Genomic DNA, 19,291 nt, shown 5'->3' on the forward strand with positions numbered 1-19,291 from the left:
TAGTAGTTTGTATAAGTATATTAAGGAGGTCAACATGAATACATGTAAAGAGCTTAAAAAATCTATATTTAAAATTGCTATAGTTTCAATATGTTTAGTGGTATCATTAGTAAATATAAAACCTATATTTGCAGAAAGTTCCTCTAATGAAAATCCAAATAATACAATAAAGGTTGTAAATGCGAAAAATCTCAATTTTAAACAAGGTAATTACGAAATAAAGGTTAGTATTCCTAAAATAGAAGGTTTAAAAGATAAAGATTTAGAGAATAAATTAAATAATGAGTTTTTACAAGATGGAAAAAAACTTTACAGTGAATTTCAAAATGAAATAAAAAAAGAAAATAATAAAGGTCATAAATACCTAAATGTAAGCTATAATGTTAAAAATAATTCTAAGGATTTTTTATCTATAGAAATGATAAAAGAAGAGATAGAAGCTTCTTCAACTGTAACTAAAAAACATTATACTATTGATAAAAATAGAGAAATACTATTAAATTTACCAATATTTTTTAAAGATAGTAGATATATAAGAGCTATAAGTGATAATATAAAAGAGCAGATGAGAACTCAGATTAAAAAAGATAACACAAAATCTTATTTTATAGACCAAGGAAAAGATTCACCAGTAAAAGATTTTGAATCTATAAACAAGTATCAAGATTTTTATATTAATAAAAATGGAAATCTTGTGATTAGTTTTGATGAGTATGAAGTAGCGCCAGGTTATATGGGAGCAGTAGAATTTGTAATACCAAATAAAGTAATAAAAAACCTAAGATAGATATATAGAAGATTTTTAGATAGACTGGTAAGGAGAATTATATGAATATATATGAACAAGCGATACAATTAATAGAGAATAAGGAGGATTTTGCATTTGCTACTATAACTTCTCACTCAGGTTCAACACCACGTGAAACTGGGGCCATGATGATTGTAAAAAATGATGGTAAAATATTTGGTTCAGTAGGTGGAGGCAGCGTAGAAGCGACATGTATAAATCATGCAATTAATGTCATAAAAACTAGAGAATCAATGCTGTATAAATTTACTCTAAATAAATCTGATGTAGCAAAACTTGGAATGATATGTGGTGGTAATGGAGAGATACAAATAGATTTTATTGATAGTAACTTAGATAGTAACATAGAAAGGTTCAATAGGAATCTAAAAGAAAATACAAGTAAAGCGTATATATTTGGAGCAGGTCATATTTCAAGAGATGTGGCTGTAATATTATCCCTTTTAGAATTTAGAACAGTAGTAATAGATGATAGAGAAGAATTTGCCAACTCTGAAAGATTTCCAGATTCAGAAGTAGTAGTTTTAGATTCTTTTGAAAATATACCAGATTTTTCAATTGATGAAAATAGTTATATAATTATTTTAACAAGAGGCCACTTATATGATTCAAGTGCTTTAGAATGGGCTCTTAAAAGAAATTCTGGGTATATTGGTATGATTGGAAGTAGAACCAAGATTGGACTAACATATGAAAAGCTTATGAAAAAAGGTTTTAAAAAGGAAGAATTGGAAAAAGTTCATGCACCAATAGGTATAAAATTGGATGCTCAGACACCAGCTGAAATAGCTGTATGTATAGCTGCTGAGCTTATAAATTGTAGAGCAAATAAGGAAAAAAGAAGCTGATGAATACAGTAACAGAAGAAGCTGATATTTTAAATGTAACTTTTAGAGGGAATGAAATAAAAGTGGTTTTACTGTATAAAAATAGAAAAAATATCTCTATAAAAATAGACTCATTTGGTAAAATAATTGTAACAAGTCCTCCAAGCATATCTAAAAAAATAATAAGAGATATAATAATTGAAAAAGGGGACTGGATACTTAAAAAATCTGAAAAATATAAAGGCAGAGAAGAGTCATACCAACAAAGAATGTTTATAGCTGGTGAAAAATTTCTTTATCTAGGTAAAGAGTATTCTTTAGTTATAAAAGAAACATTGGAGAATTCTGTCAAAAAAAGTAACTATAAAATAAATATTGATGAATCTCAAATAATTATTCATACCAATGATACTAGTAAAGACTTTATAAAAACGTCTTTAAAGCATTGGTATAAAACAGAAAGTCAAAGAATAGTTTTAGAGAGAATAGATTTTCTTAAGTCAAATTGTGAAATAATAAAGCGATTGATTCCAGCAAGTGTCAAGATAAAAGAGCAAAAAAAGAGATGGGGGAGTTGCACATCTCAAAAAAATATTTATATAAATTCAAAAATATCTATGGCAAGAGTAGATGTAATTGATTATATAATAATACATGAGTTTAGCCATTTAATACATATGAATCATTCTAAAAAATTTTATGATTTGGTAAAATCTATTATGCCAGATTATAAAGAAAAAGAAAATTGGCTAAAAATAAATGGATATAAAATAATAATATGAAAACGGTTGTTTCAAAACTTATATTTAGAATATAGAAAACATATTATTGTGAAAAAAATAAATAATCTGAAAATTTTAAAAAAAGTCGTTGACATTATAAAAGATAGAGAATATAATCTATATTAACAACAAAACAGATGGAAAATATAAAATTAAAAAAATTAAAAGCGATGACAGAGACAATGATACTAATGGTGTTATCCACAGAGAACCAATGTTGCTGAGAATTGGTGTTAACAGTAGTATAATGATCACTCTGGAGCTTTTGTACTGAATATTTTTAGTAAGTACAAACGTCTGCCAACGTTACATGGCTAAGGTTAAGGTAATTAATTACCCGACCTGAAAAAAGAGGGGTAGATGTATTTTTATATCTACAAATAAGGTGGTACCGCGGAATATAACTTTCGTCCTTATAAGTAATATTTATATTGCTTATAAAGATGAAAGTTTTTTTATTTTAAGTGATATAAAAAGTTCAATCCATATAAAATTAATAAAAAATAATAAAAATAAGGAGGAATTTTTATGGAAAATACTGTATATGCTAAATTAAACCAAGGGATAGATTCTTTTTTAAGAGTGGCTATGACTCTTAGAAGGAGAGAAGTTGATATACAATCAATAAGTATGACTGTAGATAATATGAATAACTCAGGCATAAAACTAATAGTAAATGAAGAAAAAACATCTTTAGATTGTGTTTTAAATCATATGAAGAAGTTACATGATATAAGAGAAATAACTGTCGAGAAAGTAAGACATTAATTAAATGTATTTTATAAAAATAAAAACTAAAGATAAACGTATTTATGTTAAAGTAAAAAACTAAAGATAAATATTAAATGAGAAAAATCTTAGAATAAAAATACAAACATCATTGAATTTATGAATTTACTATAATTGATAAAGACTGAAAATTCTAAAAAATGATTTTGAAATCATGAGAATTAAGAAATGGAATCTGTTAAGTAGCCTAAAATCAATGATAATGAGTATAAATTTCTAATAAAAATAAATATCATAAAAACGAGAGAAAGTATTGGGAGGAAATAAAAATGGCAAAGATGTATTATGAAAATGATGTGAATTTAGAGGTTTTAAAAAATAAAAAGGTTGCAGTTTTAGGTTATGGGAGTCAAGGGCATGCACATGCACAGAATCTTAGAGATAATGGTGTAGATGTAGTGGTAGGACTTTATGATGGAAGTAAATCAGCACAAAAAGCAAAAGAAGATGGTTTTGAAGTTAAGAGTGTAGCAGAAGCAACAAGAGAAAGTGATTTGACAATGTTATTAATGCCTGATGAGAAACAAAAGAAAGTTTATGAAGAAAGTGTAAAGGATAACTTAAAAGAAGGTCAAACATTGGCTTTTGCACATGGATTCAATATACATTATAACCAAGTACAACCACCAGAATTTGTTGATGTTGTAATGGTAGCTCCTAAAGGACCTGGTCACCTAGTTAGAAATGTATTTACAAAAGGAAGTGGAGTTCCTGCACTATTTGCAGTATATCAAGACTACACTAAAAAAGCTACAGAGACAGTTTTAGCATATGCAAAAGGAATAGGAGCAACAAGAGCAGGAGTTTTAGAAACTACTTTTAAAGAAGAAACAGAAACAGATTTATTTGGAGAGCAATCAGTACTTTGTGGTGGAATAAGTGAACTTATAAAATTAGGATATAAAACACTTGTAGATGCAGGGTATCAAAAAGAAGTGGCATATTTTGAATGTCTACATGAAATGAAACTAATAGTTGACCTTATATATGAAGGTGGATTTGAAAGAATGAGATATAGCATAAGTGATACAGCAGAATATGGAGACTATGTATCTGGTAAAAGGGTAATAACTGATGCAGCAAAACAAGGTATGCAAGAAGTTTTAGAAGATATACAAAATGGAAAATTTGCGAAAGCATGGATTAAAGAAAATGAAGAGGGACGTGAAAACTTCCTTAAAACTAGAGAAGCAGAATATGCTACAGAAATAGCGGAGGTTGGAAGAAATCTAAGAAGTATGATGTCATTCTTAAAATAAATATATTAAATGGATTAGTTTGAGGGAAAGAGTGGTGCATGGTAGTGCGTATGAACGGGGCAAAAGTAATTTTAGAATGCTTAAAGAAAGAGGGAGTCGACACAGTATTTGGATATCCTGGTGGAGCAGTAATACCTCTTTATGATGCTCTATATGATTATCAAGATGATTTCAAGCATATAAGGACATCTCATGAACAAGGTTTAGTTCATGCAGCAGATGGTTATGCAAGAAGTACTAATACAGTGGGGATCTGTTTTACAACATCTGGTCCAGGGGCAACAAATGCTATAACTGGAATAGCAACAGCCTTTATGGATTCTTCTCCTATGGTTGTAATTTCAGGGCAAGTTCCAACAAGTTTATTGGGAAAAGATTCTTTTCAAGAAATTGATATAACTGGAGCAACTTTATCCATGACAAAGCATAATTATTTAGTTAGAAGTACTAAAGAATTGATTTCTACAATAAAAGAAGCTTTTAAGGTTGCAAATTCAGGAAGAAAGGGACCTGTACTTGTAGATGTACCAAAGGATTTATTTTTGGCAGAAATGGATTTTAGTGATGAGGATTATGATTTATGTCAAATAGATGATTATATGGATTATAAGAATGATTTTGACTTAGAGGATGAAATAAATGCTAAACTTTTAAACGATGCAATAGATATAATAAAAGAATCTAAAAGACCTATAATATATGCTGGTGGAGGTGTTAAGTCATCGGATAGTGAAGAGATTCTTGAAAAATTTGCATCCAAAATAGATACACCTGTATTAAATACACTTATGGGTCTTGGTAATATAGATAGAAAAAAAGAGCTATCTCTTGGCATGGTTGGAATGCATGGGAGTAGAGAAAGCAATCTAGCTCTTTCTAACTCAGATTTGGTTATAGCTATAGGTGCAAGATTTAGTGATAGAGTAATAAGTAAAAGTTCTGAATTTGCTAAAAATGCAAAGGTAATACACATAGATATAGACCCATCTGAAATAAGTAAAAATATAAAATCAAATGTATCTTTAGTTGGAGATGTGAAATTGGTTCTTAGTCTATTATTAGAAAAGGTGGATAGTAAGAACAATAGCCATTGGAAAGAAGAGATAAAGACTTTTAGAAAGAGTGAGGGTGTACAAAAAGGAGAATTTCATCCACAAAACATACTTAGAAAAATAAATGAGAAGTATGAGAAACTAGAGAACCCTACTGTAGTGGTAACTGATGTTGGTCAGCATCAAATGTGGGCTGCGAAATACTGGGATTTTAAAGGTAATAAAAGCTTTATAACATCAGCAGGACTAGGGACTATGGGCTTTGGTTTGGGTGCAGCTATTGGAACTAAAGTTGGTAATGCAGATAAAAATGTAGTTTTAGTTACTGGTGATGGAAGTTTTAGAATGAATTGTAATGAATTAGCTACAGTTGCAAACTATAATGTACCTATACTTATTTTATTGCTTAATAATAGGACATTAGGAATGGTAAGACAATGGCAGAAATTGTTTTCTAATCAAAGATACTCTCAAACTGACATCAATGAAAATGTAGATTATGTTAAACTTGTAAATGCCTATAATATTGATGGATATAAGGTATCTGATATGGAAGGATTAGAAAAAGCTTTAGCTGTAATTGATTTTGATAAACCTGTGTTTTTGCAATGTGATATAGACAAGGATTATGATGTTTATCCTATTGTAGCTCCTAATGATGCTTTAGAAAATTTAATATGTAATTAAGACCTATGCTGAATATTGATAAAGTTTTTTATTGAAACTTTATGGATATTCAGTTTTTTATTTAAGTATAGATTTTTTTATCTTTGTAAATAAATTACTAAATGTATAATTAAGTATTTATTAAATATTAATTATAGAACTTAGAATAATATTGTAACTTAAGTAAATAATAATTTTAAATAATAATTTACGGAGGTACTCATATGTTTAAACACGATAAAGCATTATTAAAAGAAGTAAAAGTAGAAAGACCAAATCCTCAATATGCTGTTTTGATGCAAGAACAATTAGGAGGAGGAAATGGAGAATTAAAGGCAGCAATGCAATATTTAGCTCAAAGTTTTAGAATAAAAGACCCTCAAATAAAAGATTTATTTCTTGATATAGCAGCAGAAGAGCTTAGTCATATGGAAATGGTTGCTCAAACTATAAATTTATTGAATGGTCATGATGTTGATTATAATGCAGTTGATACAGGTGAAATAGAAACTCATGTATTAACTGGCTTATCACCAGTATTAATAAACTCATCAGGAGCTCCATGGACTGCTGATTATGTTACAGTTACAGGTGATTTAGTAGCTGACTTACTTTCAAATATAGCTTCTGAACAAAGAGCCAAGGTGGTTTATGAACACTTATATAGACAGATTGATGATAAATATGTAAAAGAAACAATAGATTTTTTACTTAACAGAGAAGAAGCACATAATGCTTTATTTAGAGATGCTTTAAATAAAGTTAAAGATACGGGTTCAAACAGAGATTTCGGAGTTACAGAAGATTCTAAGTTGTATTTTGATTTATCAACTCCAGGGCCAAATCATGATACTAAGATAGATATTAATCCTCCTTCTTTTGAAAAACCTTTAAAGAAATAATTTGATATTTTTTATGTTGTTTTGTTTTAGTAAATATATAAAAAATTATTTGCCTAGAAGAATTAAGTAGATAAAGACTTAAATATATGTAGTTAAGATGGGTATACATTTATAATAAGTGTATATCTATTTTTTTATTGCAAAACATATAATAAAATAATAAATGAGGTGGTACTGTGGAAAATAATAGAAAACCTAATAATCTAATAAATGAAAAGTCTCCATATCTTTTACAACATGCATATAATCCTATAAATTGGTATAGCTGGAATGAAGAAGCCTTTAGAAAAGCAAAAGAAGAAGATAAACCAATATTTTTAAGTGTAGGGTATTCAACATGTCATTGGTGTCATGTTATGGAAAAAGAATCTTTTGAGGATGAAGAAGTTGCTGAAATAATGAATAAAAATTTTATAGCAATAAAAGTAGATAAAGAAGAAAGACCAGATATAGATAGTGTGTATATGACAGTTTGCCAAGCTATGACAGGTAGTGGTGGATGGCCAATGACAATAATAATGACACCAGATAAAAAACCTTTTTTTGCAGGAACATATTTCCCAAAATATTCAAGATATAATAGACCAGGTGTCATAGATTTATTAGAAAGTGTATCTGACAAATGGAATACAAGTAAAGATATACTTATAAAATCTGGAGATGAAATAATAGAAGCTCTTAAAGATGATTTTGGGGTAAAAAATACGGAGGGCGAGTTATCAAAAGATATGTTAAATTCATCTATTAGGATATTTAAGGCTATCTATGATGAAAAGTATGGTGGTTTTGGAAATGCACCTAAATTTCCAAGTCCTCAAAACCTTATGTTTTTAATGAAATACTATATTATAGAAAAAGATGAAGATGTATTAAAAATGGTGGAAAAAACTTTAGACGGAATGTATAGAGGAGGTTTGTTTGACCATATTGGATTTGGTTTTTCAAGATATTCAACTGATAAAAAATGGTTAGCACCTCATTTTGAGAAAATGCTATATGACAATGCTATGCTTACAATAGCGTATTTAGATGCATATAAAATAACAAAAAAAGAATTGTATAAAGAAATTGCTATAAAGACTATAGATTATGTAATTAAAGAGATGCAAGATAAAGAAGGTGGTTTTTATTCAGCACAGGATGCCGATAGTGAAGGTGAAGAAGGAAAATTTTATACATTTAATCCTCTTGAAATAATTGATGTACTGGGTGAAGAAGATGGAAAGTTTTTTAATGATTATTTTGATATAACTAATGGTGGAAATTTTGAGGGTAAAAATATCCCAAATCTTATAAAAAACAAAGAATACGATAGATATAATGAAAAAATAGCTAATCTTAGCAAAAAGGTATTTGAATATAGAAAAGAAAGAACATCTTTGCATAAAGATGATAAGATACTTACTTCATGGAATGCATTAATGATAGTAGCTTTGGCAAAGGCTTATAATACTCTAAAAAATGATGTGTACTTAGAGTATTCAAATAAATGCCTTGATTTTATAAATGACAACCTTGTAAATGAGTCAGGTAGATTGTTAGCTAGATATAGAGAAGGAAGTTCTGATTATTTAGCTTATTTAGATGATTATGCTTTTTTAATATGGGCATATATAGAGCTTTATGACTCAACATTTGACTTGAGATATTTAGAAAAGGCATTGAATTTAAATGAAAGTTGTATTGACCTTTTTTGGGATTATGAAAAAAGTGGATTCTATATATATGGTAAAGATAGTGAAAATTTAATAGCAAGACCAAAAGATTTGTATGATGGCGCTATTCCATCAGGAAATTCTGTTCAACTATATAATCTTATAAGACTTGCAAAAATTACTGGTGATAATAAACTTGAAGAAATATCGTATAAACAATTAAAAATATATGTAGATAATGTAAAAAATTCTCCAACTGGGCATAGTTTCTATATGCTTTCATTGATGTATGAACTTTATCCTACCAAAGAAATTATATGTATTTTAAAAGAAGACTCTGATTTGATTGAATTTAAAGAATTAATAAGTAAAAATTTTATACCAAATGCAACTTTTCTAGTGAAGAAATACAATGAAGAAAATACTAAGATAGATTTTTTAAAGGATTATAAATTAAAGAATGATAAGACTACTTATTATGTGTGTCAAAACAATAGCTGCAGCCAACCATTTAATGATTTACAAAAACTAAGTGATATGATTTTGAGAGTACAATAACTATAAGAAAAAACTCTGTATTTATACTTAATGCAGAGTTTTTTTTATAGATAACAAATATCATGTTAATCATTTTTTAGTAGTATTGAGAAATTAAAATTTTTATTTCTTAAAAATTAACTTTAAATTTATATATTTTATAAATATTATAATATTAGTAAGTTTTGTTTATCTTATTTCTTCTTCTTGAAAACTCTTCGAGTAGTTCAGATTTTACTTTATCCAGTTCTTCGTCTTCCATAAAATTAGCATCTTCTTCAAACCCATCTTGTTCTTCACCATTAAAACGATACATTTTTTTTAGTAAATTCCACAGGGTTTCCAATTCATTTTTGGTAAATTCATGAAATACATCAGCCATAAAATTTATTCCAATTTTACTACATGTTATCATGACTTCTTTACCTAAGTCTGTAATTTTAACATTAATTGCTCTCTTATCATGAGGACTTGGAACTATTTCAACATATCCATTTTTTTCAAGATTAGCAACTAGTCTGTTTATATTCTGTTTACTTGTGCCCATTTTTCTTGCAATATTATTTAATGTTGTTTCTTCTTCTGGTAAATGGAGAATAGATAAAATAGTCATATACTGTCTTGAAGTAAGTATGCCAAAATATTTATCTCCTTCTATTTGTATTTTGTTTGTAAGGGTAAAAAGAGTCGCATATGTTTGGTTCATTAAAAAGAGCTCTTTTAATTCATTTGAATAATCCATGAAATATCTCCTTTATATTTTTAGATATTATTATGATTAAAACAGAATATCATGAATTGATTCTAATGTCAATATGGTGTCAAAGTATATCTAAGGGTCATTTTTTTACATTAATATTAAGCAATTAGATTATTATATAGTTTTATATAGTAATTTGTATTAGCAATTAATAAATCTTAGATGTCTCTAGAAAGATTTTGACTTGAAAATATTTGTAATATAATATATAAGTTAATACATTGAATAAAATCAATCTGGAGGGATAATTATGAAGTGTACAAACTTTACTTTCAAAGGAGAGGAAGATTTAGATATATATACATATAAATGGGAAGATGAAAATATAAAAAATCCAAAAGCAGTTGTGCAAATTTCACATGGAATGGCTGAAACTGCACAAAGATATGAGCCTTTTGCTAAGGAACTTACTAAAAATGGATATATAGTATACATTAACGACCATAGAGGTCATGGAAAGACTGCAAAGACAATAGAAAATGTTGGGCATTTAGCTGAAAAAGAAGGATTTAGATGTCTCGTAGAAGATATGCACACTTTAACAAATATTATAAAAAAAGAAAATGAGAATTTACCAATTTATCTATTTGGACATAGCATGGGTTCATTTGCAAGTCAAAGATATATAATGGATTACAGTGATAATTTATCTGGACTTATACTATGCGGTTCAAATGGAAAACAAGGGATTATCTTAAATTTTGCTCATATGATAATCAATCATGAGATTAAAAAACATGGGAGAAGTTCTAGAAGTAATAAAATAAATGATTTGATATTTGGTGGAGAAATTATAAAAAGAAATAAAAACACTAAATTTGATTGGTTAAGTAGAGATAGAGAACAAGTTGAGAAATATATAAATGACCCATTTTGTGGAGTAGTGTGTAGTTGTGGTTTTTTTTATGATTTGGTTCAAGGATTAAAAGAAATTGAGAATAAAGAAAACTTAAAGAAGATACCTCTTGATATACCTATTTACATAATCTCTGGTGATAAAGACCCCATTGGAAAAAATGGAAAGGGTGTATTAAGATTGAGGGATAGGTATATAAAATTAGGACTAAAAGATGTCTCGTGTAAACTTTATAAAGATGGAAGACATGAATTATTGAATGAGATAAATAAGGAAGAAGTCTTTGAAGATATAATTTTTTGGTTGAATAATAAAATAGAAATATTATAGTAAAGAAATATATAATGAAATATTAACTTTAAATTTGTTTTTATAAATATAATAAGTTATAGTAAATAGATAATCTAAGTATTTAAAAAGACTATTTAATGTGAACCTATTAATTAAGTTACACTTAAGTCAACCTAATTAATAGGTTTTCTATTTTAAGTTATTAAAAGAAAGTTTTATGTTAAAATATAACCAATGGTTAAATTATGAACACTTTGTTAACTTTGCCTCGATTTACTAATAAATATTTTTTATATATACTTAAATTACAACAGATATACTAGGGAGGTATATATGCAAATTAAAATAGGTAAAGTCATACAAACTCTTAGAAAAGAAAGAAATCTGACTCAAGAACAATTGGCAAAGTTTATAGGGGTGTCAACACCAGCAGTATCCAAATGGGAGAGTGGAAATTCTTATCCAGATATAGAATTATTACCATTATTAGCAGATTTTTTTAACGTATCTATTGATAAGCTTATGAATTATAAGATTGATTTAAGTGAAGAAGAAGTAATGAAGATTTATCAAGAATTAGAAGCAATTTTTGCTGGGATTGAAATTGATTTATCGACAGAAGAACCAAAAGAAGAATGTAAAGAAGACTTAGAATCTGTGAAAAAACTTTCTAATATGTACATAGAGAAATATCCTAAAAGCTATTTATTAAAGTTAAAGATATGTTCACTGTACCAGATGTATTCATATAAATTTGGTAAGAATGAGTTGAACAACAAGGTAAAAGAAACAACAAATATTCTTGAAGATATAGTAAGAAATACAGATGAGATTCAAATAAAAGAAACAGCACTCATTATTTTATCAAATGCATACTATATGTTAGAAGATTATGAAAAAGCAGAGTTATACTTAAATATGATACATAAACCAATAGGAGATACAAGTGTCAATTTAGCTATGATATATTTAAATCAAAATAGGCTAGAAGAAGCAGAAATATTGCTTCAAAATAAATTGTTCACTAATGTATTCAATGTAAGTATGGATTGTAAAGGAATAATCAATGTATATAAATACCAATATAAGGAATTAAAGAAAAAATTGGAGGATAGAGATTCCAATAAAAAAGCAACAGAAAAAGAAATGAAATATATAAAAAATAAGTTGCTAGGGTATGCAAACTTCTCTTTGGAAATGAAAAAAATGCTTAATGAAGATAAAGGTGCATTTTTTAGTATATATATGGATTATATGGAATTATCTTTAACTTTTTTATTTTTTAATATGAAAGAAGAAGCAAAAAAAGCTTTATATAATCTAAAAGAGATATTAGAAAAATATCCTATACATGAAAGTTTGGATGTAAGTCAGATGAGTTTTTTTGATAAAGTAAAATCTAAAAATTCATATACTTTTAATATATATACGAATTTGTTAATAGTATTTAGTGATGATAGCTATAATGAACTTAGAGAAGAGCCAATTTTTAAGTCTATAATTGAAAAAATTTTGGAATTAGAGAAATCGTTAAAAAATAAATAAAAATTTAATACTTAAAGATTACTTAAATTAAAAGGGGATGTTTCAAAATAAAATTTGAAATCATCTCCTTTATTATGAGAAAATAGAAAAAGATTTCATAAGATATCCTAATTTATGGAATAATTTTTTTTCAAAGAGAAAGAATCTTTTATTTTTGTAGCATTAATTAATATTACTAATTTTCTTTCTGTCACAGTAGATACATTGTTATGTGATAATGTATTGGCTTCTAAAATTTTATTTGAGGGAGAAGTTGAAGAAATTTTCAATGATTGTGATGACTATGAAGTGAGAATACTTGTTGATATCTTAAAATATACTAAAAAAGCAATACGTAAAGATAGAAAAGTAAGAAATCAATTTAGTATATAGAATTAAGTTATTTACATAAAAATTATTTATTTATTTATGCCACTTAAAGTAGCTATTTTTCTGTTTGTTCTATTTGATATAGGTTTCTATATCAAATAGATAGAGTAGTAGCTTTAAGTATTAAAAAAGCAACTAACCACAATGAATTAACTGCTTTATATAAGTGTTATGAAATTTTATGTAGTTCAATAAATGAGAATAGTATCTAGAAATTCATTACATGATTTCTTAAGTATTGATTAAACTTATTATATTCCATTTTAGATAGAATTTCTGGATAAGACATTACAACTAGATGATGACCACTAAATTTATCTTGGTATGGTGGATGAATATGTTCATAATCATTTGTCTTATATTTTACTCTTTCATAGAACGTCTTTCGCTGGATTGAAACTTCATCAATAGGAGGGTCAATTTCTAAAATAACAGTTTTCCCTCTCTTGTTTAGAAGTTCCAATGCTCTTTGTCCATACCTATTATTACGCATTTCTGGAAAAATACAGAAATGTTCTACATAAATAAAGTTTTTTGTTTCCCAGCACAACATTATACCAACAAACTGTTCTTTATCATAAATTAAATTGAATTGATATTCTTCATTTTCCATAATTTCTGCCTGTAAAGAAGATTTTCTTTGTTCATGAAATGGGAAACTAATTTTATATAATTCCATAGCCTTATGATATAATCTATCTTCACTAGTTTTTAAACGTTCAAATTTCATTTTGTTCCTCCTAACCATAAAAACTACTAATTTGTGTATGAGTTTATTTTATCACAGTCAATATGGGCATACAATGTGTTTTCATTTGTGCATCATTTCTAAGTTTTGTTTCCTCTGTGTACATTTCTTATAGGATGAAATATAACTGTTTGCATGTGATTTCAAATTATTATATTAAGCCATGATGGCTTAAAAACAGTATATGTTATCGCTTTTATATTATGTAAAAATGACTTTAATGATTTTAGAAGTTACAAAAAAGTTACATAAATTTGGAAAGCTGTAATATACATATATAATATAAGATTAAAGCTGTAATGAATAATACTAATTTGAAGTTTGAATATGGAGGGAGATTATTATGGAGAAAAAAGAAAAGAGGATAATAATATCATCTTTATTAAGTGTATCAATTTTAATGGGTTTGGTAAGTATCTATTCTATATTAAATAAAGAAGATATACGTTTAACAGTTAAAGGTCAAGAGCAAAAAGTCTCTTCATTTAAAAAAACAGTTGAAGAACTCTTGGATGAACAGGGAATTAAGTATAATTCTGAAGATAAAATTAATCCAAGTTTAGATACAGAATTAAAAGATGATATGAAAATAAAAGTTGTCAAAGTAACTAACAATCAAAAAGAAGAAATTGAAAAGATTCCATTTGACACAAAACATGTAAATGATAGTAATTTGTTAAAAGGAAAATCTAAGGTCTATCAAGAAGGAAAAGAAGGAGAAAAAAAACTAGTCTATAAATTAACTTACCATGATGGAAAGTTAGTCAAAAAAGTCCTATCAAAGGAATTAATATCTAAGGAGCCAACTACGAAAATTATAAAATATGGAACTAAAGAAAAAGTATTAATTGCATCAAGAGGAGCGAATATAAGAGGTGGAAAGCATATGAAAGTGGTTGCTACTGCATATTCAGGAGATACAATAACATCAACTGGAACAACTCCAAGATGGGGTGTTATTGCAGTCGACCCGAGTATAATACCATATGGAACAAAAGTATATATACCTAAGTTGGGTATGACTTTTGTGGCAGAAGATTGTGGAGGTGCAATTAAAGGCAATAGAATAGATATTTTTATGAATAGTGAAGGAAGTGCGTCAAATTGGGGAAGAAAGAGTATAGATATATATCTACATTAAATTAGTGAATAGAATAACTTTACTTGAAAGATAAAAAAGTATAAAATATGAATTAACTAAACTGTTAGATTATTCTTGAAACATAAAAACATATCTAAGGGGGGATAGGATGAAAATAGTCTGCTTAGGAGATAGTTTAACATATGGGTTTGGAGTATCACGAAGTAATTCATGGACAAACATAGTTAATAAAGAGACTCGATTAGAAATAATAAATAAGGGTATAAATGGTGATACAACAAGTGGTATGTTAGTTAGGTTTAATGAAGATGTTGTAAAAAATTCTCCCGATATAGTTTTTATAATGGGTGGTACCAATGATTTGATTGTTGGAGCAGGAAATGAAGTTATTAATTCTAATATAATGGCTATGGTGCATCAAGCATATTCAAAAAATATTATACCTATAATAGGAATACCATTAAAACCAGATATCCCAAATGTTAGAGAGGATTGGAGTTGTTTTACTGATTTTAATATAGTATCCAAAAAATTAGAGTTATATAATTATTGGGTAAAAAAGTTTAGTGTAACATTTAATACTGATTTTGTAGATTTTTATTCAAAATATAATGAAAGTATGGAACGAGAAGGATATAAAAAATTGTATTTTGATGGATTGCATCCAACTAAGGAAGGGCATAGAATAATGGCAGACATTTTTATTAATTCAGTTAATAAGTATATAGACGAGTTATAATTATATAAAAAATATTTATTTATGCAATTATAATAAATACATAAGATAGGGAGGATTTTATTATGGATTATAGGAAAACTTATGAAGAGTGGGTAAAAAGTTCATATTTTGATGAAGATACAAAACTAGAATTGGATAAGATAAAAGATAATGAAAAAGAAATAGAAGATAGATTTTATAAGGATTTGGAATTTGGGACTGCTGGTCTTAGGGGAATAATTGAAGCAGGTACAAATAGAATAAACAAATACACAGTTAGAAGAGCTACTTTTGGATTGGCTAACTATATATTAGAAAATACGACAGCTGAAGAAAAAAATAGAGGAGTAGTGATAGCTCATGACAATAGACACAAGTCTAGAGAATTCTGTATAGAGTCTGCAAATACTTTGGCAGCATGTGGTATAAAAGCATATATATTTGATAGTTTAAGAACCACTCCAGAATTATCTTTTGCAGTTAGAAATCTAAATGCAATAGCTGGTATAGTTATAACAGCCAGTCATAATCCTCCTGAATATAATGGATATAAGGTATACTGGGAAGATGGGGCACAAGTTATGCCAGATATAGCAAATGCAATAACTGAGAAAGTAAATAGTATACATGATTACAGTATAATACCAACTTTAAGTGAAGATAATAAAAATTTAGTTGTTTTATTGGATGAATCACAGGATACTGAATTTATAGAAGCAGTAAAGAATCAAATTATAAGAAAAGATTTAGTTAAAAATGTAGGCAAAACTTTTAAAATAGTTTATACACCTCTTTGTGGAACAGGTAATATACCAATAAGAAGAGCATTAAAGGAAGTTGGATTTGAAAATATAATTGTAGTTCCAGAAGAAGAAAATCCAGACCCAAATTTTGCAGGACTTGATTATCCAAATCCAGAAGAGAAAAAAGCTTTAAATAGAGGAATATTACTTGCAAAAGAAAAAGGTGCAGACCTTGTAATAGCTACTGACCCAGATTGTGATAGAGTAGGTGTAGCTGTAAAAACTACTACAGGCGAGTATGCTCTGCTTACAGGTAATCAAATTGGTGGTATGTTAACACATTATATAATAGAAGGTTTAAAAGAAAATAATAAATTAAAAGAAAATCCTACAATGATAAAAACTATAGTTACATCAGAGTTTGGAGCAGATATAGCCAAAGCAAATAATGTTGATGTGTTAAATGTTCTTACAGGTTTTAAGTTTATTGGAGAAAAAATAAAATTATTTGAACAAAATAAAGACAGAAATTATGTATTTGGATATGAAGAAAGTTATGGCTATTTAGTTGGTACTCATGCAAGAGATAAAGATGGTGTAGTTTCTTCGCTATTGATATCTGAAATGGCAGCATTTTACTATTCAAAAGGTATGAGTTTATATGAAGGTCTAATAGAGCTTTATAAGAAATATGGATTTTTTAAAGAGCAGACTATATCTTTGACTTTAAAGGGGATAGAAGGTGTAGAAAAGATAAAAGAAATAATATCTTATTTTAGAGAAAATCAAATTGATTATATAAATAACATTAAAGTAGTAGACAAAAAAGATTATAAAAAAGGTATAGATAATCTTCCTAAGTCTGATGTGTTAAAATACTTTTTGGAAGATGAATCTTGGGTAGCAATACGACCATCTGGAACAGAACCAAAACTTAAATTCTACATAGCTGTAAAAGGAGCTAGTGATGTTGAAGCAGATGAAAAACTTAGTGGTTTAAAAGAATATATAGATATTATGGTTGAAAAATTAAAATAAAACACATTTAACTATTTTATAAGATAGTTTTATGATAATACTTATTTGGCTGAAAATTATAATTTACTTTCATTGATTAGAATATGGAAATGTTAGTATAATTGTTATTTTCAGCTTTTATTTATGTTATTTTTATTTAAATAATTATATTATGGCATGAATCTGAGTATAATTAATATTGTATAATGAAATTAATTTGAGAGAAAAGGGGATATTTATGTTTGGGATAGATAAAAAATTGATTGAATATATAGTTGCAAAATCTAATTATAGTGAGTTGAGTTCGAAATCAGCAGAAGTATCTTTTTTCTTAATGCTGTCCATATTTCCTTTTTTAATATTTACTATAAGTTCTATAGCATACATACCAGTTCTTCATTTAAATAAATATATAGCTCTTTTTAGAAGTATGATGCCAGAAGGTGCCTTTGATGTATTATCTTCAATTATAGTTTCTGCGATAGATAATAGAAGTTTAAATTTTTTAGCTGTCAGTTTTGTACTTACTATGTGGACATCTTCAAGAGCAGTAAAAGCTCTTATTAAAGGGATGAATAGAGCTTATAAAGTTAAAGAAACTAGGTCTTTTTTTAAAATTTTATCTATATCATTTTTATTTACAATCATGCTTCTAGTATTGATTTTTTTATCTATGATATTTCTGGTTTATGGAGAGAAAATAGGTTATTTTATTTTTAATTTTATAGGATTAGATGAGATATTTATAAGGATATGGGATATTTTAAGATACTCTGTAGGTATATTAACAATAATAATTATATTTACAGTTCTGTATAAGTATACACCAAATAAAAAATTGACTATGAAAGAATCTGCCCCAGGTGCCATTTTTGCTACATTTGCATGGTTTTTAGTATCATTTTTATACTCTTATTATACAAATTATTATGCTAACTATGAGGTAATATATGGAAGTATAGCTGAAATAATTGTACTTATGACATGGATGTATTTTAGTAGTTGGTCTATCGTTATAGGATATGAAGTAAATTCAAGACTGTATTTTAGAAAGATAAGAAATGAAACTTTAAAGTAAAATATTAAAACCAGGAATAATGTTTAATATAACAAATGTAAATTTTGTAAAAACGTTTTCTAAAAATAATTTACATTTGTTATTACATATGATAATATTGAGTTAAGATATTGATAAGGAGATGATTCAATGTTATCAACGACTACATGGAAAAAAATGTTGATAAGTGCAGCAGAAGTATTAAAAGAAAATAAGATATATTTATGTGAACTAGATAGTATAGTTGGAGATGGAGACCATGGTGTTACTATAGATAGAATAGCAGATTGCATGAAAAAAAGAGCATTAGAAGAAAATGAAAATGATAGCATAAAATCAGTCAATGAAGATTTAAGTACTTTATGTATGAATGTAAATGGTGGTTCAGCAGGGCCTTTATGGGGGACTATATTTGAAGGAATGGCTGAAGGAATAGATTATAAAGAGGAACTTAAAATAGAAGAAATAAAAGATATGTTTAATGAAGCAAGAGAAAATTTATCTCTTATCTCTACTGCTAAAATAGGTCAAAAAACTTTGGTAGATGCATTATATCCAGCCATAGATGCTATTTATAATATACAGAGTAATGACATAATAGATATCTTTAGAGTGGGTTATGAAAAAGCAGTAGAAGGTGCTGAGAATACTAAAACTTACATAGCAAAATTTGGACGAGCAAAAAGTATAGGAGAGAGAAGTCTAGGACATATGGACCCAGGTGCTGTTTCTATATCATTAATGTTTAAAGGTTTATATAACGCATTATAAATGATATTAACAAATTAAATAATTAATATAACAAATT

Annotated in this window: 18 protein-coding genes and 1 other annotated feature; of the genes, 16 read left to right on the forward strand and 2 right to left on the reverse strand. The window is 27.3% G+C overall.

The genetic code is table 11. The annotated features are described in order from the left end of the window. The first annotated feature begins 7 nt into the window (after positions 1 to 7). The 8 genes from rsiV to ACTG44_RS08280 all read left to right on the forward strand — a co-directional run bounded on the left by rsiV (position 8) and on the right by ACTG44_RS08280 (position 9,298). Complete coding sequence (gene rsiV / locus ACTG44_RS08245; protein ID WP_479921578.1) at positions 8 to 787, forward strand: anti-sigma-V factor RsiV; 780 nt, start codon at positions 8 to 10, stop codon at positions 785 to 787. Positions 788 to 828: 41 nt separating this feature from the next. Beyond that, the gene (locus tag ACTG44_RS08250) at positions 829 to 1,656 is read left to right on the forward strand and encodes an XdhC family protein (protein ID WP_479921579.1); all 828 of its coding nucleotides are present in this window, start codon (positions 829 to 831) and stop codon (positions 1,654 to 1,656) included. Beyond that, positions 1,656 to 2,417 carry a M48 family metallopeptidase gene (locus tag ACTG44_RS08255; RefSeq protein WP_479921580.1) on the forward strand — a complete coding sequence of 254 codons (762 nt, stop codon included), beginning with the start codon at positions 1,656 to 1,658 and terminating at the stop codon, positions 2,415 to 2,417. The genes ACTG44_RS08250 and ACTG44_RS08255 overlap by 1 nt, the downstream gene beginning before the upstream one ends. 161 nt (positions 2,418 to 2,578) lie before the next feature. After that, positions 2,579 to 2,835, forward strand: a binding site (T-box leader). A gap of 110 nt (positions 2,836 to 2,945) precedes the next feature. After that, positions 2,946 to 3,185 (forward strand): ACT domain-containing protein, encoded by a 240-nt coding sequence (locus ACTG44_RS08260; RefSeq protein ID WP_021384344.1) that lies wholly within the window; start codon positions 2,946 to 2,948, stop codon positions 3,183 to 3,185. Positions 3,186 to 3,418: 233 nt separating this feature from the next. After that, a complete protein-coding gene (ilvC, locus tag ACTG44_RS08265) occupies positions 3,419 to 4,465 on the forward strand; it encodes a ketol-acid reductoisomerase (RefSeq protein WP_265113935.1) in 1,047 nt (348 codons plus the stop codon). A gap of 50 nt (positions 4,466 to 4,515) precedes the next feature. Next, a complete protein-coding gene (gene ilvB, locus ACTG44_RS08270) occupies positions 4,516 to 6,204 on the forward strand; it encodes a biosynthetic-type acetolactate synthase large subunit (protein WP_479921581.1) in 1,689 nt (562 codons plus the stop codon). Between the two features lie 203 nt (positions 6,205 to 6,407). Next, on the forward strand, positions 6,408 to 7,085 hold the full coding sequence (locus ACTG44_RS08275; RefSeq protein ID WP_021384353.1) for a manganese catalase family protein: 678 nt from the start codon (positions 6,408 to 6,410) through the stop codon (positions 7,083 to 7,085). A gap of 176 nt (positions 7,086 to 7,261) precedes the next feature. Then, a complete protein-coding gene (locus tag ACTG44_RS08280; RefSeq protein WP_479921582.1) occupies positions 7,262 to 9,298 on the forward strand; it encodes a thioredoxin domain-containing protein in 2,037 nt (678 codons plus the stop codon). Positions 9,299 to 9,452: 154 nt separating this feature from the next. Here ACTG44_RS08280 and ACTG44_RS08285 read toward each other — a convergent pair whose 3' ends face one another. Then, positions 9,453 to 9,983, reverse strand: a complete 531-nt coding sequence (locus ACTG44_RS08285; RefSeq protein WP_479921583.1) for a MarR family winged helix-turn-helix transcriptional regulator — start codon at positions 9,981 to 9,983, stop codon at positions 9,453 to 9,455. A gap of 304 nt (positions 9,984 to 10,287) precedes the next feature. Here ACTG44_RS08285 and ACTG44_RS08290 point away from each other — a divergent pair, with 304 nt between their 5' ends. The 3 genes from ACTG44_RS08290 to ACTG44_RS08300 all read left to right on the forward strand — a co-directional run bounded on the left by ACTG44_RS08290 (position 10,288) and on the right by ACTG44_RS08300 (position 13,101). Further along, entirely contained in the window at positions 10,288 to 11,223 is a 936-nt protein-coding gene (locus ACTG44_RS08290) for an alpha/beta hydrolase (protein ID WP_021384364.1), read from the forward strand. A gap of 294 nt (positions 11,224 to 11,517) precedes the next feature. After that, on the forward strand, positions 11,518 to 12,729 hold the full coding sequence (locus ACTG44_RS08295) for a helix-turn-helix domain-containing protein (RefSeq protein ID WP_479918578.1): 1,212 nt from the start codon (positions 11,518 to 11,520) through the stop codon (positions 12,727 to 12,729). Between the two features lie 222 nt (positions 12,730 to 12,951). Next, on the forward strand, positions 12,952 to 13,101 hold the full coding sequence (locus tag ACTG44_RS08300; protein WP_479921584.1) for a hypothetical protein: 150 nt from the start codon (positions 12,952 to 12,954) through the stop codon (positions 13,099 to 13,101). Positions 13,102 to 13,306: 205 nt separating this feature from the next. Here the strand turns inward: ACTG44_RS08300 and ACTG44_RS08305 are convergent, their stop codons facing one another. After that, the gene (locus tag ACTG44_RS08305; RefSeq protein ID WP_479918580.1) at positions 13,307 to 13,828 is read right to left on the reverse strand and encodes a GNAT family N-acetyltransferase; all 522 of its coding nucleotides are present in this window, start codon (positions 13,826 to 13,828) and stop codon (positions 13,307 to 13,309) included. A 361-nt stretch (positions 13,829 to 14,189) separates the two neighbouring features. Between ACTG44_RS08305 and ACTG44_RS08310 the strand changes: the two genes are divergently transcribed. The 5 genes from ACTG44_RS08310 (at position 14,190) to dhaL (ending at position 19,254) form a co-directional block, all read left to right on the forward strand. Next, a complete protein-coding gene (locus ACTG44_RS08310) occupies positions 14,190 to 14,987 on the forward strand; it encodes a 3D domain-containing protein (RefSeq protein WP_021384368.1) in 798 nt (265 codons plus the stop codon). A gap of 109 nt (positions 14,988 to 15,096) precedes the next feature. Next, the gene (locus ACTG44_RS08315) at positions 15,097 to 15,687 is read left to right on the forward strand and encodes an SGNH/GDSL hydrolase family protein (protein ID WP_021384358.1); all 591 of its coding nucleotides are present in this window, start codon (positions 15,097 to 15,099) and stop codon (positions 15,685 to 15,687) included. 62 nt (positions 15,688 to 15,749) lie between these two features. Beyond that, the gene (locus tag ACTG44_RS08320) at positions 15,750 to 17,447 is read left to right on the forward strand and encodes a phospho-sugar mutase (RefSeq protein ID WP_479918582.1); all 1,698 of its coding nucleotides are present in this window, start codon (positions 15,750 to 15,752) and stop codon (positions 17,445 to 17,447) included. Positions 17,448 to 17,664: 217 nt separating this feature from the next. Further along, positions 17,665 to 18,504: a YihY/virulence factor BrkB family protein gene (locus tag ACTG44_RS08325; protein ID WP_021384329.1), complete on the forward strand. Its 840-nt coding sequence runs from the start codon at positions 17,665 to 17,667 to the stop codon at positions 18,502 to 18,504. A gap of 129 nt (positions 18,505 to 18,633) precedes the next feature. Then, positions 18,634 to 19,254, forward strand: coding sequence for a dihydroxyacetone kinase subunit DhaL (gene dhaL, locus ACTG44_RS08330; RefSeq protein WP_021384337.1), 621 nt, complete (start codon positions 18,634 to 18,636; stop codon positions 19,252 to 19,254). The last annotated feature ends 37 nt before the right edge of the window (positions 19,255 to 19,291 follow it).

The organism is Clostridioides sp. LIBA-2809, assembly GCF_056688965.1.

Excerpts from the sequence above, each read along its gene's own strand:
- ACTG44_RS08310 (WP_021384368.1), top strand. The coding sequence starts at position 14,190 with ATGGAGAAAAAAGAAAAGAGGATAATAATATCATCTTTATTAAGTGTA.
- ACTG44_RS08255 (WP_479921580.1), top strand. The coding sequence starts at position 1,656 with ATGAATACAGTAACAGAAGAAGCTGATATTTTAAATGTAACTTTTAGA.
- ACTG44_RS08325 (WP_021384329.1), top strand. The coding sequence starts at position 17,665 with ATGTTTGGGATAGATAAAAAATTGATTGAATATATAGTTGCAAAATCT.
- ACTG44_RS08295 (WP_479918578.1), top strand. The coding sequence starts at position 11,518 with ATGCAAATTAAAATAGGTAAAGTCATACAAACTCTTAGAAAAGAAAGA.
- ACTG44_RS08315 (WP_021384358.1), top strand. The coding sequence starts at position 15,097 with ATGAAAATAGTCTGCTTAGGAGATAGTTTAACATATGGGTTTGGAGTA.
- ACTG44_RS08285 (WP_479921583.1), bottom strand. The coding sequence starts at position 9,983 with ATGAACCAAACATATGCGACTCTTTTTACCCTTACAAACAAAATACAA.
- dhaL (WP_021384337.1), top strand. The coding sequence starts at position 18,634 with ATGTTATCAACGACTACATGGAAAAAAATGTTGATAAGTGCAGCAGAA.
- ACTG44_RS08250 (WP_479921579.1), top strand. The coding sequence starts at position 829 with ATGAATATATATGAACAAGCGATACAATTAATAGAGAATAAGGAGGAT.
- ACTG44_RS08275 (WP_021384353.1), top strand. The coding sequence starts at position 6,408 with ATGTTTAAACACGATAAAGCATTATTAAAAGAAGTAAAAGTAGAAAGA.
- ilvB (WP_479921581.1), top strand. The coding sequence starts at position 4,516 with ATGAACGGGGCAAAAGTAATTTTAGAATGCTTAAAGAAAGAGGGAGTC.
- ACTG44_RS08305 (WP_479918580.1), bottom strand. The coding sequence starts at position 13,828 with ATGAAATTTGAACGTTTAAAAACTAGTGAAGATAGATTATATCATAAG.
- ACTG44_RS08260 (WP_021384344.1), top strand. The coding sequence starts at position 2,946 with ATGGAAAATACTGTATATGCTAAATTAAACCAAGGGATAGATTCTTTT.
- ACTG44_RS08320 (WP_479918582.1), top strand. The coding sequence starts at position 15,750 with ATGGATTATAGGAAAACTTATGAAGAGTGGGTAAAAAGTTCATATTTT.
- ACTG44_RS08290 (WP_021384364.1), top strand. The coding sequence starts at position 10,288 with ATGAAGTGTACAAACTTTACTTTCAAAGGAGAGGAAGATTTAGATATA.